Source organism: Shewanella sp. SP1S1-7, assembly GCF_031932105.1.
GTDB lineage: Bacteria > Pseudomonadota > Gammaproteobacteria > Enterobacterales > Shewanellaceae > Shewanella > Shewanella baltica.
The window spans coordinates 111116-127545 of record NZ_JAUOEU010000005.1 but is presented as its reverse complement, the minus strand read 5'-3'; the positions used below and the strand labels follow the sequence as shown (position 1 = coordinate 127545).

General features: G+C 50.8%; 12 protein-coding genes and 1 riboswitch. Of the genes, 10 read left to right on the top strand and 2 right to left on the bottom strand.

Translation table 11 applies throughout. From position 1 onward, the window contains the following. Window positions 1-371: 371 nt before the first annotated feature. On the bottom strand, window positions 372-4106 hold the full coding sequence (gene metH / locus Q4Q49_RS06255) for a methionine synthase (protein WP_311998908.1): 3735 nt from the start codon (window positions 4104-4106) through the stop codon (window positions 372-374). Window positions 4107-4449: 343 nt separating this feature from the next. Here metH and Q4Q49_RS06250 point away from each other — a divergent pair, with 343 nt between their 5' ends. From Q4Q49_RS06250 to Q4Q49_RS06205, 10 genes are all read left to right on the top strand, one after another. Further along, window positions 4450-5169, top strand: coding sequence for a histidine phosphatase family protein (locus Q4Q49_RS06250; protein ID WP_311998907.1), 720 nt, complete (start codon window positions 4450-4452; stop codon window positions 5167-5169). 203 nt (window positions 5170-5372) lie between these two features. Beyond that, window positions 5373-5538, top strand: a riboswitch (cobalamin riboswitch). Window positions 5539-5637: 99 nt separating this feature from the next. Beyond that, entirely contained in the window at window positions 5638-6531 is an 894-nt protein-coding gene (locus Q4Q49_RS06245) for an ABC transporter ATP-binding protein (RefSeq protein WP_259503600.1), read from the top strand. Next, window positions 6500-7657, top strand: a complete 1158-nt coding sequence (locus Q4Q49_RS06240; protein ID WP_259569747.1) for an iron ABC transporter permease — start codon at window positions 6500-6502, stop codon at window positions 7655-7657. The genes Q4Q49_RS06245 and Q4Q49_RS06240 overlap by 32 nt, the downstream gene beginning before the upstream one ends. A gap of 165 nt (window positions 7658-7822) precedes the next feature. Continuing rightward, complete coding sequence (gene cobT, locus Q4Q49_RS06235) at window positions 7823-8905, top strand: nicotinate-nucleotide--dimethylbenzimidazole phosphoribosyltransferase (RefSeq protein ID WP_311998906.1); 1083 nt, start codon at window positions 7823-7825, stop codon at window positions 8903-8905. A 106-nt stretch (window positions 8906-9011) separates the two neighbouring features. Next, entirely contained in the window at window positions 9012-9800 is a 789-nt protein-coding gene (locus Q4Q49_RS06230) for an adenosylcobinamide-GDP ribazoletransferase (RefSeq protein ID WP_006082834.1), read from the top strand. Further along, on the top strand, window positions 9797-10417 hold the full coding sequence (cobU, locus tag Q4Q49_RS06225) for a bifunctional adenosylcobinamide kinase/adenosylcobinamide-phosphate guanylyltransferase (protein WP_259562574.1): 621 nt from the start codon (window positions 9797-9799) through the stop codon (window positions 10415-10417). Before Q4Q49_RS06230 ends, cobU begins: the two co-directional genes overlap by 4 nt. A 73-nt stretch (window positions 10418-10490) precedes the next feature. Continuing rightward, window positions 10491-12176, top strand: a complete 1686-nt coding sequence (locus Q4Q49_RS06220) for a cobyric acid synthase (protein WP_311998905.1) — start codon at window positions 10491-10493, stop codon at window positions 12174-12176. Between the two features lie 59 nt (window positions 12177-12235). Continuing rightward, window positions 12236-12859 carry a cob(I)yrinic acid a,c-diamide adenosyltransferase gene (gene cobO / locus Q4Q49_RS06215; RefSeq protein WP_006085878.1) on the top strand — a complete coding sequence of 208 codons (624 nt, stop codon included), beginning with the start codon at window positions 12236-12238 and terminating at the stop codon, window positions 12857-12859. A 124-nt stretch (window positions 12860-12983) separates the two neighbouring features. Then, window positions 12984-14018 (top strand): DUF2235 domain-containing protein, encoded by a 1035-nt coding sequence (locus Q4Q49_RS06210; protein ID WP_311998904.1) that lies wholly within the window; start codon window positions 12984-12986, stop codon window positions 14016-14018. A gap of 23 nt (window positions 14019-14041) precedes the next feature. After that, window positions 14042-14869 carry a cobalamin-binding protein gene (locus Q4Q49_RS06205; RefSeq protein ID WP_311998903.1) on the top strand — a complete coding sequence of 276 codons (828 nt, stop codon included), beginning with the start codon at window positions 14042-14044 and terminating at the stop codon, window positions 14867-14869. Window positions 14870-14932: 63 nt separating this feature from the next. Here the strand turns inward: Q4Q49_RS06205 and Q4Q49_RS06200 are convergent, their stop codons facing one another. Then, window positions 14933-16324 (bottom strand): NAD-dependent succinate-semialdehyde dehydrogenase, encoded by a 1392-nt coding sequence (locus Q4Q49_RS06200; protein WP_311998902.1) that lies wholly within the window; start codon window positions 16322-16324, stop codon window positions 14933-14935. Window positions 16325-16430 lie beyond the last annotated feature (106 nt).

Sequence of the window (16430 nt, the reverse complement as noted above, 5' to 3'; positions counted from 1 at the left end):
GGCGACATCATGGAGGATGGCGCTGACTCGGGGGCACATGGATGTGCCATCTGAGCCGTTAGGCGATTTTTATTGGAGTATGAGACAGGTAACTAATGCATGTCACTTCGCTAGGGTGAGTGCTGCGTAGCAGAGTTTCGAACTAGAGCCAGGGATGGCGAACTGGCAGTTAGACAAGGACGTTGTTCGGCAAGGGAGAATCCAAGGAGGATAGGACGAGCAGTCCTCCTTGGTCGGGTGTGGGGTGAAGCCCCACGACTTTGATTTTAATTTTCTAAAGTAAAAAATTAGGGGCGATAACTCGCCCCTTAACTTTGCCCATTTATAAAGTTGCCTAAATTCAGTTTGGCCAAATTACTGAGTAAACATGATTACTCGGGATCATAATCAAGTACTGGCGCCAGCCACTTCTCCGTCTCAGCTACAGTCATCCCTTTACGCTTCGCATAATCTTCCACTTGATCGCGGCCGATGTTACTCACGCCAAAGTAGCGCGATTTCGGGTGGGCGAAATACCAGCCCGATACTGCCGCTGTGGGGAACATGGCGTAGCTTTCGGTGATGTTCAAGTTGATAGTTTCATCGGGCTTGAGCAAGTCCCATAACAAGCCTTTTTCTGTGTGATCTGGGCATGCTGGGTAACCCGGTGCGGGGCGTATACCTTTGTATTTCTCGCGGATTAAGGCTTCGTTGCTTAACTGCTCATCGGCCGCATAACCCCAAAACTCTTTACGTACCCGCTCGTGCATCCGCTCGGCAAAGGCTTCGGCTAAACGGTCTGCTAAGCACTTGAGCATAATGGCGTTGTAGTCGTCGTGGTTGGCTTCAAAACGTGCCACATGTTCGTCTATGCCGTGGCCCGTGGTCACCGCAAAGCCGCCCATGTAATCGGCGATGCCTGAGTCTTTTGGCGCAACAAAGTCGGATAGACAGAAGTTGTCGTTACCGACACGCTCAAGCTGCATCCGCAGGTGATGTGTGGTCATTTCAACTGTGGTGCGCGACTCATCGGTATACAGCTCAATGTCGTCGTAATTGACGGTATTGGCAGGGAATAAGCCAATAACCGCTTTCGCCGTGAGCCACTTTTCTTCGATGATTTGTTTGAGCATGGCCTGACCATCGGCGAACAGTTTTTGCGCTTCTTCACCGACCACTTTATCGGTGAGGATTTCAGGGTAATGGCCGTGCAATTCCCACGAGCGGAAAAACGGTGTCCAGTCGATACGCTCAACTAAATCTTCTAACGGATAATTATCAAATACTTGGCGCCCGAGCACGTTTGGCGTGAACGGGGTGTAGTTGGCCCAATCGTGTTGGCAGCGATTATCGCGCGCCGCTTCGAGTGACACTATCTCTTTGCGCTTGGCTTGGGATAAACGCTTAGTGCGCATATCGTCGTATTCGGCATAGGTTTCGTCTATGGTCGCTTGGCGGGTCTCGTTGTTGATGAGCTTACTCACCATAGGTACGGCGCGGGACGCATCGGCGATATAAATAGCACCATGGGGATAATGGGGCGCAATCTTCACTGCTGTGTGGATTTTAGAGCAAGTGGCGCCGCCGATAATCGCCGGAATGGTTAAGCCTTCACGGTGGAAGGTTTTCACGTTATGCACCATTTCGTCCAGACTCGGAGTGATGAGGCCCGACATGCCGATGATATCGATATTGTGTTCTTTCACTGCGTCGAGAATTCGCTCCACCGACACCATCACACCTAAATCGAATACCTCAAAACCGTTACAGGCGAGCACCACGCCGACGATATTTTTGCCGATATCGTGCACGTCGCCTTTTACCGTCACCATCAAAATCTTGCCGTTAGATTGGCCTTCGACCTTTTCCAGCTCGATATAGGGGTTTAAGTAAGCCACGGCTTTTTTCATCACCCGCGCCGATTTCACCACCTGCGGCAGGAACATCTTGCCCGAGCCGAACAAGTCACCGACCACGTTCATGCCGTCCATCAAGGCGCCTTCAATCACATCCAGTGGACGTTTCGCCTCTTGGCGAGCGGCTTCGGTATCTTCATCGATAAATTCGGTAATGCCTTTGACGAGCGCATGGGATAAGCGTTGGCTCACTGGCCAGCTGCGCCATTCTAAATCTTCTTTCTTACCAACCTGTGCGCCATCACCGCGGAATTTCTCCGCGATTTCAAGTAACTGCTCGGTATTGCTTGAGCCTTCGACTGGGCAGGGCAAGTTAAGCACCACGTTTTCGACCCGTACTTTAAGCTCAGGATCGATATCGTCGTAAATGGCTAACTGGCCCGCGTTGACAATGCCCATGTCCATGCCGACTTTGATGGCGTGGTACAGGAATACCGCGTGAATCGCTTCGCGCACTGGGTTGTTACCGCGAAACGAGAACGACACGTTCGATACGCCGCCCGAAATCATCGCGTGGGGCAGGGTGGCTTTAATCGCTTTAATGGCATCAATAAAATCGACGGCATAGTTGTCGTGTTCATCGATACCGGTGGCGATGGCAAAAATGTTCGGGTCGAAGATGATGTCTTCTGGCGGAAAGCCGACCTTGTCGACCAGCACCCGATAGGCGCGGGTACAGATTTCGATTTTACGCGCCTTAGTATCGGCCTGACCTTGCTCATCGAACGCCATAATAATGGCCGCCGCGCCGTAGCGTTTCACCAGTGTTGCTTGCTCAATAAACTTGGCTTCGCCTTCTTTAAGGGAAATCGAGTTAACTATGCCTTTGCCTTGAATACATTTTAGGCCAGCTTCGATGACTTCCCACTTAGAGGAGTCGATCATAATCGGTACGCGGCTGATGTCGGGCTCAGAGGCGATCAAGTTTAAAAACTTGTGCATGATCTCGGCGCCATCGAGCATGCCTTCGTCCATGTTGATGTCGATGATTTGCGCGCCGCTTTCGACCTGCTCGCGGGCGACATCGAGCGCTTGCTCAAACTTGCCTTCTTTGATCAATTTTAAAAACTTAGCCGAGCCTGTGACGTTGGTGCGCTCTCCCACGTTAACGAACAGGGATTGCGCATCGATAGTCAGTGGTTCCAAACCTGCCAAGCGGCAAGCTACCGGAATGTCTGGCAAAATACGCGGGTCGTGACGGCTCACCGCTTCGCGGATCACGCGGATATGTTCAGGGGTACTACCACAACAACCACCGATAATATTGAGCATGCCTTCGCGCGCCCAATCTTCGATCACATTCGCCATGTCTTCTGGGGTTTCATCATAGCCGCCAAACTCGTTCGGCAGACCCGCGTTCGGATGCGCCGACACATAACATTCGGCTATACGCGATAGTTCTTCGACGTACGGGCGCAGCTCTTTTGGCCCAAGCGCACAGTTAAGGCCGATAGATAAGGGCTTGATATGGCGCAGGGAATTATAAAAAGCTTCGGTGGTTTGGCCGGTAAGGGTGCGGCCAGAGGCATCGGTAATAGTGCCCGAGATCATGATAGGTAAGCGGTCACTCGAATGCTGACCAAATAAGTCATCAAACACCGATTCAATTGCAAACAGTGCGGCCTTGGCGTTTAAGGTATCGAAGATGGTCTCGACCATAATGATATCCGCGCCGCCTTCAATCAGCGCCTTAGTGGACTCTCGGTAAGCGCTCACTAACTCATCGAAGCTGACGTTGCGATAGCCAGGGTCGTTCACATCAGGGCTAATCGAACACGTACGGTTAGTGGGGCCTAACACACCAGCGACGTAGCGCGGAATGCCTGTGGCAGCAAACACTTCATCACAGGCTTCACGGGCGAGGCGGGCGCCGGCTAAGTTAATTTCGGCGGACAGCGACTGCATGTCGTAGTCGGCCATGGCGATAGTCGTAGCATTAAAGGTGTTGGTTTCAATGATGTCGGCACCGGCGTTTAAGTAGTCGGTATGAATTTTTTTGATGATCTGGGGTTGCGACAACACCAATAAATCGTTGTTGCCTTTGACGTCAGTGTGCCAATCTTTAAAGCGTTCGCCGCGATAATCCTCTTCTTCGAGCTTGTGGTCTTGGATCATAGTGCCCATGGCACCGTCTAAGATTAGAATGCGCTCAGCAAGCTGTTTACGAATGTCTGCCAATATCTGGCCGGCTTTGGTAGAGGGTATCGTCATAAATAATTACCTTAAATACAGCTAAGTTAAGTCCAAGCATCGACCCTTGTTATGCAAAGTGCATTTTATTCTGGTCTATCGACATTTGTTTTTGGATACTTGTTTTTATAAAATGTTTTTGGACATTTAAACGTATAGACGTCCATAATACGCGACTTATGATTGTCAGGGCAAGGTCAAAATTGACTGACGACAATTGGGTCCTATCAGCACTTTTCACCCAGTTTAACGGCTCTTTTTTTAGGGCTAGTTGTAGAGCTAGGGCGTAATTGAGTATATAGGACGACGGGTCTAATGTGGGGCTTCAACAGAATTTGCCATGAGTGATAGACATAGGAATACGATGAAACAAGTTCGATTGTTATTGTTGCGTCACGGCGAGTGTGAAGGCGGCGCCATTTTACGCGGCCGTGTGGATGTGCCTTTAAGCGAAAAGGGCTGGCAGCAAATGTCGGCAGCGGTTGAGTCACAGGCCAGCGTGTGTAGCGCGATTTATAGCTCGACCTCACGCCGCTGCGCCGAATTTGCCCAAGCCTTTGCCGCCGAATTGCATTCGACGGCGGCGCTGGTATCTGAGTCAAGGCCATTGCAGGCGCAGCTTTTATCGGGTTTACAAGAAATCGACTTTGGTGATTGGGACGGTCGTCGGCTCGATGAACTGTATCAACAAGCGGGCGAACACTTAGCGGCGTATTGGCAAAATCCTTGGCAAACTCCGCCGCCCAATGGGGAAACTATGGCAAGCTTCGAGTCGCGGGTGAATGGCGCAATTGACCAGATACTTGCCGCCGAGTTTGAACGATTGACGGTCGACTCAGATAACGCCGAGCTGGCTGTGGGAGCGGGCGTGGCTGCGGGCGAACTGGCTGCCAAAGTATGGGTCGTGACCCACGGCGGAGTGATCCGTCACTTAATGGCGCGCGCCCTTGGGGTTGAGCGGGCGGTGGGCTTTTACAGTCAACTCGATTTACCCGTGGCGGCCGTGGTGAGCATTACTGTGCTGCAAGATGAACACGGCGTTTGTTACTGGCGTTTAGATTGGCCGAGCGGACGCTGCGAGTGATCCGCGTTGCCCTAAGGTGAAGATTTTTCTTGTCTTACCAGCGTGATTGTCGATTGCCTATTAAGGTAAATATAGGATAATGCTTTTTCCTGACGTCCCCGACGCACACGGCCTTGCAAGGCTGGTGGCAGTGTATCGGATGACGTCACAGAAATAGGTGTTGGGAGTTTTGAGTGGTGCGAGTGTGTTCTGTGGCAACTATTGCCTAGACACGCTGCAAAGGCTTGAAATCAATCTCAACATAATAGGGAATCGGGGAGCTGCTCGTCAGTCAGCCCGAACTGTGCCCGCAACTGTGAGTGACTTTTTATATTGTTTTCAATAGAAAAGTGACGAGTCAGGAGACCTGCCTATTTCTGTTATCGCTGCGTGCAGCCTTAGTTCTCGAGCGGGTGACTCGAGGGAGCCGATGACAATGTGCACAACCTTTTTTAATTCAGGTTTGGACTCGCTAGGAGCACCGCGTTGGTGAAACTCTCTGCCATCCAAACGAGCCATGCTTTGAATGACAGCGACACTCGCCCATCAGCGAGCCAGACGGTCGCGCTTGATGTCAGCCAGTTAAGCTGGTGTATCGATGGCAAAACCATTCTTTCCAATATTAACTTTGCGTTGCCAACGGGGCAGATGTTGGGTTTGATTGGGCCTAACGGTGCGGGTAAGTCTAGCTTGCTACGCTGTCTGTATCGCTTTGTTCGCCCGACTCAGGGCAAAATTACCCTGTTTGATCAAGATATTGAGCGTTTATCGCCCAAGGCGTTTGCTTGCCGTGTCGCTGTAGTGCAGCAAGACACGCCGCACTATTTTGACCTAACCACAGAGCAATTGGTCAGCATGGGCTTAACGCCGCATAAGGGCATGTTCGATACCAATTCGAGCTGTGACGGCGAGCGCATTGCAAAGGCTCTAGAGAAAGTCGGCCTGAGCCATAAGATGCACCAACAGTACGAGCACTTATCCGGCGGTGAAAAGCAGCGTGCCTTGATCGCCCGCGCCATAGTGCAGCAGCCGCAACTGTTGATCCTCGACGAGCCAACCAACCACCTCGATGTGCGTTATCAAATCCAAATCCTCGAATTAGTGCGTAGCCTTGGCATCAGCGTGATTGCCTCCATTCACGATCTCAATTTAGCCAGCGCCCTGTGCGACAGTTTGTTGTTGATCCATAACGGTGAAGTTAGCGCTATGGGCACGCCAACCGAGGTATTAACCGAGGCGCGAATTGGCGATGTGTTCGGCGTTTGCGCTCAGGTGTCGACCCATCCACAACATAAAAAGCCCTTAATCAGCTACTTTTATGGCTACCATGATTCGACGCACAACATGGCTAATGCTTTGGCTGAGCGAGGCGAGGGCGGATGATTCAGGGAGTAAACAGCATTTCATCTTACATTTGGGGCGTATCGTGACACCTTTGACGAGACAACAACTGATGCTGGTCGCATTAGGCATAATCACTTTGATAACCCCCATTGCCGCCACGAGTTTTGGCGCGGCGAACATCAGTTTTATGGATGTTATCCAAGTGTTTATCAATAAAATGGCCAACCTCACTCAAGCCAATGGCATGACGGAGCGCATCGTGATGGAGCTCAGACTGCCGCGTATTTTACTGGCCTTTGTGGCGGGTGCGGGCTTGTCTTTGGCGGGCAGCGTGCTGCAAACCGTGACCCGCAATCCATTGGCCGACCCTTATCTGTTTGGCATTAGCTCAGGCGCGTCCTTTGGCGCTGTGGTGATGTTGACGTTATTTACGGGGTCTGGATTTTTTGAGAATACGGGTATGGCGGCGAACTCGGGGATTTTTAGTGGCTCGGGCGCCTTGTCGGGTTTGCTTTGGTTTAGCTTGCCCTTCGGCGCTTTTATTGGCGCCAGTTTGTCGGTACTGATAGTGCTGGCCTTGTCTGGCCTTGGGCTCAATAGCCAAGTGGAGCGCATGTTGCTCTCAGGCGTGGCGACCTCCTTTATGTTCGGCGCGCTAACGAGTCTGTTGTTGTATTTCGCCAGTCCGCAGGCGACGGCTTCTGTGTTGTTTTGGAGTTTAGGCAGTTTCGCCAAGGCCAGTTGGTCCTTGCTAGTGCTGCCAACACTGGTGATTGGCGCGAGTTTGTTCATTATTTTAGGCATGAAACGGCAGATCATGGCGTTGCAAGCGGGGGATGAAACGGCGCATACCTTAGGGGTGAATGTGCCTAAGTTGCGACTCAATATGCTGCTGCTCTGCTCCTTGATTACCGCGATTTTGGTTGCCACCTGCGGCGGTATTGGGTTTGTCGGTTTGATGATCCCCCACACAGTGCGCATGCTGTTTCCCGGTCGTCAGCCGATTCTATTAACGGCGCTGGTGGGTGGATTATTTATGGTGTGGATTGATGTGCTGGCGCGCTGTTTATTGGGCAATCAAGAGTTGCCCGTGGGGATTATCACGGCGGCCATAGGTAGCATGTTCTTTTTGCTGATTTTGCGTAAACGCAGAGTCATGGCGTAAGCACATAGTCAGAACGTAATCCTAGAGTCATCTAGCAAGCGCAGACTGGCGGGATAATCAGCATTTTTGTTGATATCTGCCCCGCGATTGGAAATGCAAAATTGGACATGTTAGTCATAGACGCAGGATGCGTTGTGGTTATTTAAGATAATAAGTGGAGTGTGGATGTCTCAGTCAGCCGTGTCTTTTCAAATCAGCCCTGTGAGTAAAGCGCAGGATCCATTGATCCAGCAGAAAATTGATCTTAAGACTAAGCCGCCCGGCGCCTTAGGTCAGCTCGAATCCTTAGCCTTACAGATTGCCCGCGTGCAAGCGACTGATTCACAAAAAACGGATCAGCCACAAAATACTGTGCTGAAAATCGTTCATCCAACCATGTTAGTGTTTGCGGGTGATCATGGTATTGCGGCAGAAGGCGTGTCGATTGCCCCAAGCGAAGTGACGCGCCAAATGGTGCAAAATTTTGCCCATGGCGGCGCGGCGATTAACGTTTTTTGTCGGCAGGTGGGCTTTACGCTCGAAGTGATCGATTGCGGTATTTTAACGCCAGTCGAAGGGGTTGAAGGCATTATTGATCAACGTCTTGGCGCGGGCACAGGGGCAATTCATTTAGAGCCCGCTATGGCGCTGGAAACCGTCGATAAAGGCTTTGCGATGGCGCGCGATTTGATTGAGCGTCACCATCAAGCAGGTTGTAACTTAGTCGCCTTTGGCGAAATGGGTATAGGCAATACCTCGGCTGCGGCAGCCATTATGGCGGCGATCATGCAGCTCGATGTGATTGATTGTGTCGGCCGTGGCACGGGCATTAATAGTGAAACCTTAGAACGTAAACTGATGCTGATTGAGCTGGCGTTATTGCTGCATCAAAGCGCCTTAACTGGGCCAAAATCAGTGTTAGCTTGCCTAGGAGGTTTTGAAATTGTGCAGATGACGGGCGCGATGTTAGCCGCCGCCGAGCGCAAAATGCTGGTGGTTGTGGACGGTTTTATCGCTACTGCTGCGGCATTAGTCGCGGTGCAAATTGCCCCCAATGTGCGCGATTATTTGATTTTCGCCCACCAGTCAGACGAGCAAGGCCATAAGCGGATGTTAGAATTTTTGCAGGCGAAACCTTTATTATCACTCGGGCTGAGATTAGGCGAAGGTACGGGCGCAGCCTTGGCGTTGCCGCTTATTCAAGCCTCAGTAAATTTTTACAATCAAATGGCGAGTTTTAGTGATGCGGGGATTGAGGCTGTTGTATGATGTGCTCTGCTAAGTCGCTTATTTTACTTATTTAAAATAATAACTTTTTAGCCAACCGTTTTAATCTTAAACCTTGCAGCAAGTGTTAATTCACTAAGGATGCTTTATGTCAGAACGCGAAAGCTGGCACAAAGAGATAGATTTGTTTTTAGTTGCCATGGGCTATTTTACCCGCATTCCTATGCCTAAATGGGTCGAAGTCGATAGCGATAAGTTGAATAAGGCCAGCCGTTATTTCGGTCTCGTCGGTCTTTTGGTCGGCCTGTTAAGTGCCATTGTATTTTGGCTGACGCAGAACTGGCTCCCCGCCGGCGTCTCTGTGCTGTTAGCTATGTTGGTTGGCGTCTTGCTCACGGGCGGATTTCACGAGGATGGCCTAGCCGATACCTTCGACGGTTTTGGCGGTGGTTGGACGGCGGAAGACAAGCTACGGATCATGAAGGACTCGCGCCTTGGCAGTTATGGCGCACTGGCGTTGATGTTGGCCCTGCTGCTGAAATGGCAGTTGTTAGTCGAGTTGGCGCTGTACGATCCTGTGGTCGCGGGCTCGGCACTTATCGTCGCGCACACAGTCAGCCGCGTGGTATCAGCCAGTATCATCTTTAGTGAAAAATATGTCCGCGATGACGAGACCAGTAAGTCTAAGCCGCTATCGCAACATCAAGGCATTAATGAGTTGCTTATCCTGATCGCCAGTGGCGTATTAGTGTTGTTATTCCTCAAGGGGTTAGCGGCATTGTCATTGCTATTGGTGATGATAGGACTGCGCCGTTTGATCATAGTGATATTTAGACGCCAGATTGGTGGTTACACGGGTGATACCTTAGGCGCGGCGCAGCAAATAGCTGAAATCGTGTGTTATTTTGTATTGCTCGTTGTGGGTAACATACTGTGATCCACCTCGTCCTAGGCGGCGCCCGTAGTGGTAAGAGTCGCTACGGTGAAGCCTTAGTGCGCCAGTACACTGCGCTAGGCTTCGATGCCTGCTATGTGGCCACGGCGCAGGCGCTGGATGATGAAATGGCGACCCGTATCGCCAAGCATCAAGCGGGACGAACGGACGATGGTATCGAATGGCAATTGTTTGAAGAATCGCTCGCCCTTACGGCACTGTTAAAGCGCTTAGCAAAACCTGGGCGAGTGATTTTAGTGGACTGTTTAACTCTTTGGTTGACCAATCAATTACTCGCTTCCAGCGCCAAGATTGAGGATGAACCGGCGCCGACTGAGTGGCATGCGACCGACTTTATAACCTCTGCCAGTTCAACCTCTAACGATGAAGCTCTGGCGAGTTGGCAGGCAGAGAAAACCGCTTTTGTGGATTCCCTTGCCGAGCTAGAAGGTGTGGTGGTGTTGATCAGTAACGAAGTTGGCTCTGGTATCGTGCCCTTAGGTGAATTGAGCCGACAATTTGTTGATGAAGCGGGCTGGTTAAACCAAGCCGTTGCCGCCTTAGCTGACAATGTCACCTTAGTGGTCGCGGGTTTACCCTTGGCACTCAAACCACTGTAATCTAACTAAGTTAAGTGATGTTGAGACTGAGCTTTATCTTTATCCCTGCAAACTAGAATAAGTTTTTAACCCTATGTCCTCTCCAAACACAGACAACACAGGCTGTGCAAATGCACTTGATACCGCTGACGCTTTAGCTATTCATTCTGCTGCTAATCTTGTGGTGAATACGCCTGCGGTTAATTCTGTGGTGAATAGACCTGCTATTAATTCGCTTCGACGCGCAAAAGTCTTGATGGTACAGGGCACAACGTCGGATGCGGGTAAGAGCACCTTAGTGGCGGGGATTTGTCGTTTGCTCGCCCGAGAGGGCGTAAAGGTTGCGCCCTTTAAGCCGCAAAACATGGCGCTCAATAGCGCTGTCACTATTGATGGCGGCGAGATTGGCCGCGCACAGGCACTGCAAGCCGTGGCCTGTTATCTTGAGCCCCATACCGATTTTAATCCTATTCTGCTTAAACCTAGCTCGGATACGGGCGCGCAAATTATCGTTCACGGCAAAGCCCTGACGACGCTCGAAGCCTCGGCCTTTTTTGGGTCTAAATCTAAGGATTACAAGACAATGGCGCTCGGTGCTGTGTTGGAATCCTTCGAGCGATTAAGTGGCCAGTATCAAACCATAGTGGTGGAAGGCGCGGGCAGTCCAGCGGAGATCAATCTGCGCGAGGGCGATATTGCCAACATGGGATTTGCCGAAGCCGTAGATTGCCCCGTGATCATCATTGCCGATATCGATAATGGCGGCGTATTTGCCCATTTGGTCGGGACGCTGGCGCTATTATCTGAGTCTGAACAGGCGCGGGTAAAGGGCTTTGTGATCAATCGTTTCCGTGGCGATATTAGCCTGTTGCAATCTGGCCTCGATTGGCTTGAAGCTTATACGAACAAGCCTGTTTTAGGCGTGTTACCTTATCTGCATGATTTGCATCTCGATGCCGAAGATGCGCTGATAAGCTCGCCGACCAAAGGCGTGAACAGCCGCTTAAAAGTGAGGGTATTAGTGTACCCAAGGATCAGTAATCACACGGATTTTGATCCGCTACGGCTGCATCCCGATATCGATTTTGATTATGTGTCATTGCAAACCCAAGCTGCGAGTCACGCCACTCATCTGCCCGCCGCCGATTTATTGATCTTGCCCGGCAGTAAGAATGTGCGCGCCGATTTGGCCTTTTTACGCCAGCAAGGTTGGGATAAGGATATCGCCATACACCTGCGTTACGGCGGCAAAGTGCTCGGCATTTGCGGCGGTTACCAAATGTTAGGTCAAAGCATTGCCGATCCCTTAGGGATTGAAGACAGTGCGGGCGATACCGAAGGACTTGGCTACTTACCATTGAGCACAGAACTGAAAGCCGATAAACAGTTACGGCGGGTGAGCGGTGAGCTAAGGTTACTTGGGCAAACAGTTGCTGTGCAGGGTTATGAAATCCACTGCGGTGAATCACGTTATCTTATCCCTAGGCTTGAACAAACGAATGCGCCCTTGCAGTTAATCCCAGAATCGACAAGCTTAGCTGCGCCAGCGATGAGTTTTGCCGATGGCCTGCAAAGTGATGATGGGCAAATCTTAGGTACTTATTTACACGGGCTATTTGATAGTCCGGATGCCTGTCAGCTGATTTTGCGCTGGGCGGGATTAAACGATGCTCAGGCGATAGATATCAATCAAATACGTGAGCAGCAACTCGAGCGTTTAGCCGATGTGTTAGCCGAGCATTTAGATATGCAAAAATTACAGCCAATTTTAGAAGCATAAGTTTTAGAAGCATAAGTTTTAAAAGCAGACATTTTTAGCAGCAGAGTGAAGAGAAGACCATGACAGCACAGAACGACAATGAACAAGCGCAAATCAAGGCCGAACGCCACAAGGCTCGCCAACAAAAAGTGAAAGCGGGTGTGGATGCTAAAATTGCCGCCGCCCAAGAAGAAAAGGGTATTTTGCTGGTATTAACTGGTAACGGTAAAGGCAAGTCGACCTCAGGTTTTGGCACGGTCGCCCGCGCCGTCGGTCACGGTAAAAAAGCCGCGGTAGTGCAATTTATCAAAGGCACTTGGGAGTGCGGTGAGCGCAACTTACTCGAAGGTGCAGGGGTTGAGTTTCATGTGATGGGCACAGGTTTTACCTGGGAAACCCAAGATAAAGAAAAGGATACCGCCGCCGCTGTACTCGCTTGGGAAGCCGCTGAAAAGCTGCTGCAAGATGAGTCGATTGACTGCTTGATGCTGGATGAGCTGACCTACATGGTGAGCTATCACTATCTGGATGTAGAACGTGTGCTTAGTGCACTTAAAAATCGCCCACCGATGCAGCATGTGATTATCACGGGCCGTGCTTGCCACCGTGCCATCATCGAGCTTGCAGATACGGTCAGCGAAGTGCAGCCGTTGAAACACGCCTTTGAAGCGGGTATCAAGGCACAGCAAGGTTTTGATTACTAATCGAACTTGGTAAACGTCAGCGCATAAGCGACTATCTGTTATTGGCTGGCAGCTAGGCCTTTAGCCACTACTAGTCGTTAGTCACTAACCGTTCAACGTTCAAAGTGTTCTCAAGGATGATCCTATGAATAAGCGTATCGTGATTTGTGCCGATGGGACTTGGAATCGGCCCGAGAAAGATCTTAAGGTCGATTTCCCAACCAATGTGCTGCGCCTCGCGCGGGCCATCAGCCCATTGGCCAGTGACGGCAAACCCCAGCAGGTGTTTTACGATTGGGGTGTCGGTTCCTATTACGATGAAGCCATGGGCGGCGCAACAGGGCGCGGTTTGCATAAAAACATCATGGATGGGTATCGCTATATAGTGCAAAACTATTCCCCCGGCGATGAGATTTACCTCTTTGGCTTTAGTCGCGGTGCTTACACAGTGCGTTGCCTGTGTGGCTTGATTAATAACTGCGGCATACTCAAACGCCCCGATGCGGCATTGATTCAGCAAGCCTTCGACCATTATAAAAAAAGCAGTGCGCCCTTTGCGCCTGATGGTGCAAAATCCCTCGAATTTAGAGCTAGATACAGCCATGAATCGCGGGGCATCAAGTTTGTTGGTGTGTGGGATACCGTTGGCGCCATGGGGATCCCTATCTCGTTTTTAGGTTTGTTCGAAGATAGAGATGAGTTTTACGACACTAAAATCGGCCGCAACGTGCGCGTTGCCCGCCATGCCTTAGCCATAGACGAACACCGCAGCGACTTTGAGCCGACCATCTGGCAACTGCGCGACAATATGGACATGCAACAGGTGTGGTTTGCCGGTGCCCATAGCAATATTGGCGGCAGTTATAAACCCGATAAAGACGGCGCATTGCTGTCGGACAATGCGCTGCTGTGGATGATATCCGAGGCGCAGAAATTTGATTTAAGCTTAGAGCCACACTTAGCCGCGAGTGTGCATCCGAGTCCGTTAGCCACCTTGCATGATTCGAGGCGCAGCTTTTATCGGATAAAGCAGGAATACTTGCGGCCACTCGACCCTGAGCAAGTCCCAGTGCTTTTGCATCATTCGGTCAAGGCCCGCTGGGATCAAGACCCTAGCTATCGCCCCAAGAATCTACAAACCTATATCGAACACTATGGCTGGCCAGAGCAGCTAGTTTAATTCTTTAAAAATTAAGGCATATCATGATTAAGCGACACTTAGCTGGACTCGTTTTTGGGCTCAGCTTGTTTCTTCCCCACAGCGTGTTGGCCGATCCCGCTAAACGCATTATTGCGCTCTCGCCCCACGCGGTAGAAATGCTCTACGCCATAGGCGCGGGCGATGCCATAGTGGCCGCAACCGATTATGCGGATTATCCCGAGGCGGCCAAAAAAATCCCGCGTATTGGGGGTTACTATGGCATTCAAATGGAGCGGGTGATGGAGCTTAATCCCGATCTGATTGTGGTGTGGGATACGGGCAATAAAGCTGAAGATATCAATCAACTTCGAACGCTGGGGTTTAACCTATATGGTAGCGATCCCAAAACCTTAGAAGGGGTTGCCAAGGAACTGGAAGAGTTAGGTAAATTAACTGGCCACGTTGAAGAGGCGAGCAAGGCCGCCGCCGCGTATCGCGCCGAACTTAGTCGTTTAAGGAGCGATAATGCCAGTAAATCTGAGCCTAAAGTGTTTTATCAACTCTGGTCTACGCCCTTGATGACGGTTTCTAAAAACAGTTGGATCCAACAAATCATCAGTGTCTGCCATGGCCAAAATGTGTTTTACGATGCCGCCAGTGATTACCCGCAGGTGAGTTTAGAAAATGTGTTGTTGACCTTGCCCGAGGTGATTTTGCAAAGCCAAGAGGAAGGCAATGTTAAAGGTGTCGATTGGAGCCAATGGCCCGAAATTCCCGCCGTTAAAAATCAGCATATTTATCAGCTTAATGCCGATTTATTACACCGTGCGACGCCCAGAGCCTTACTCGGCGTTCAAGCCTTATGTGATGCCTTGGATAAAGCGCGTTAAATAAAAACGCCTGACAGATTATTCCGTCAGGCGTTTAGTCCGATGTCGCTATTGTTTAAGGAGTTAGAAAGGTGCGTTTATATCGACCACATCAATCAGCTTGTGGTTTACAAACTCTTTCAATCCTAAATCAATCAACTCGCGGCCATAACCTGAGCGGCGCACGCCACCAAAGGGCAAGTCGGCCTTGACCATAGTCGGATGATTAACAAACATCATGCCAGTGGAAACCTGTTTCGCGACCGCGAGCCCGCGTTTAGTGTCGGCGGTAAACACTGAGCCACCCAGTCCAAAGGGCGAGTCATTGGCAACGGCAATCGCTGCTTGCTCATCCTTCACCCTGTGGATGCTGGATACAGGACCAAAGAATTCCCAATAGTAGGCGGGGTTATCTGGCGTCAGGTTTGTCAGTATTGTTGGCTGCACAAAGGCGCCTTGCTGCGGCACTTTTGGCCCCACTTCGGTTGCGGTAGCGCCGTGTTTTACGGCATCACGGATTTTCTGCTTCAACTCATCGGCGGCGCCTTGGGAAGACAGCGGTGCCAATGTGGTGGTGGGATCCATAGGATCGCCCGCTTTTAAGGCTTCGATCCCCTTGATATAGCCCTGCATAAATTCATCGTAAATGGCTTCAACTAAGATCATCCGCTTAGATGAGGTGCAGACCTGACCCGCATTCCAATGACGGCCAAATACAGCCCAGTCGATGGTTTTGGGGAGCTCGGCATCTTCCAGCACGATAAAGGCATCTGCGCCACCCAGTTCGAGGGTGGACTTTTTCAGCGCCTTACCCGCAAGAGCCGCAATGTGCGATCCTGCATCTTCTGAGCCTGTGAGAGCGACCCCATGCACTTTGGGCGAATTGATGATCTGTTCTATCTGCTCTCGGGTGGCATACAGATTTTGGAATGCACCTGAGGGCAGTCCGGCATCGCGCATTAAGCCTTCAAAGGCCGCAGCGCACTGGGGCACGTTGGATGCATGTTTGAGTAGTAAGGTATTTCCGGCGGCAAGCTGCGGCGCTAAGATGCGCGCAATTTGGTAGTAGGGAAAGTTCCAAGGTTCGATGGCCAATAATACGCCCAGCGGTTCGTTAACCAGTATCGCTTCACCTTCGGCGGGATCGGCAACCGGCAGTTTTTGCGGTGCCAGCAGTCGCTCGGCATGTTCGGCGTAGTATTCGAAAATTTGCGCCGACAGTTCGACTTCAGCTTCGGCTTCTGCTGTGACTTTGCCCATTTCTAAGGTCAGTAGATTGGCGTATTTGGACTTGTTGTCTCTGAGGATCTTCGCTGCCTTAGACAGTATTGCGGCCTTGTCGGCAAAGGGAGTGGTTCGCCAGCTTAAAAATGCCTGATGGGCGGATTCTATCGCCTGTGTGACTTCGGTATCTGTTGCATTTGGAAATTCTTTAATGAGCTTTCCCGTAAAGGGATTGATCGTTGCATAAGCCATATGTTCCTCCAAGCGTTCAACGAATAGAGAGTAAATGCCAACTCTTGGCATTGAGGGTGGAAATATCGTGTCTGTTGTCATCTCCCTTGCCATCTTGCTGACCATA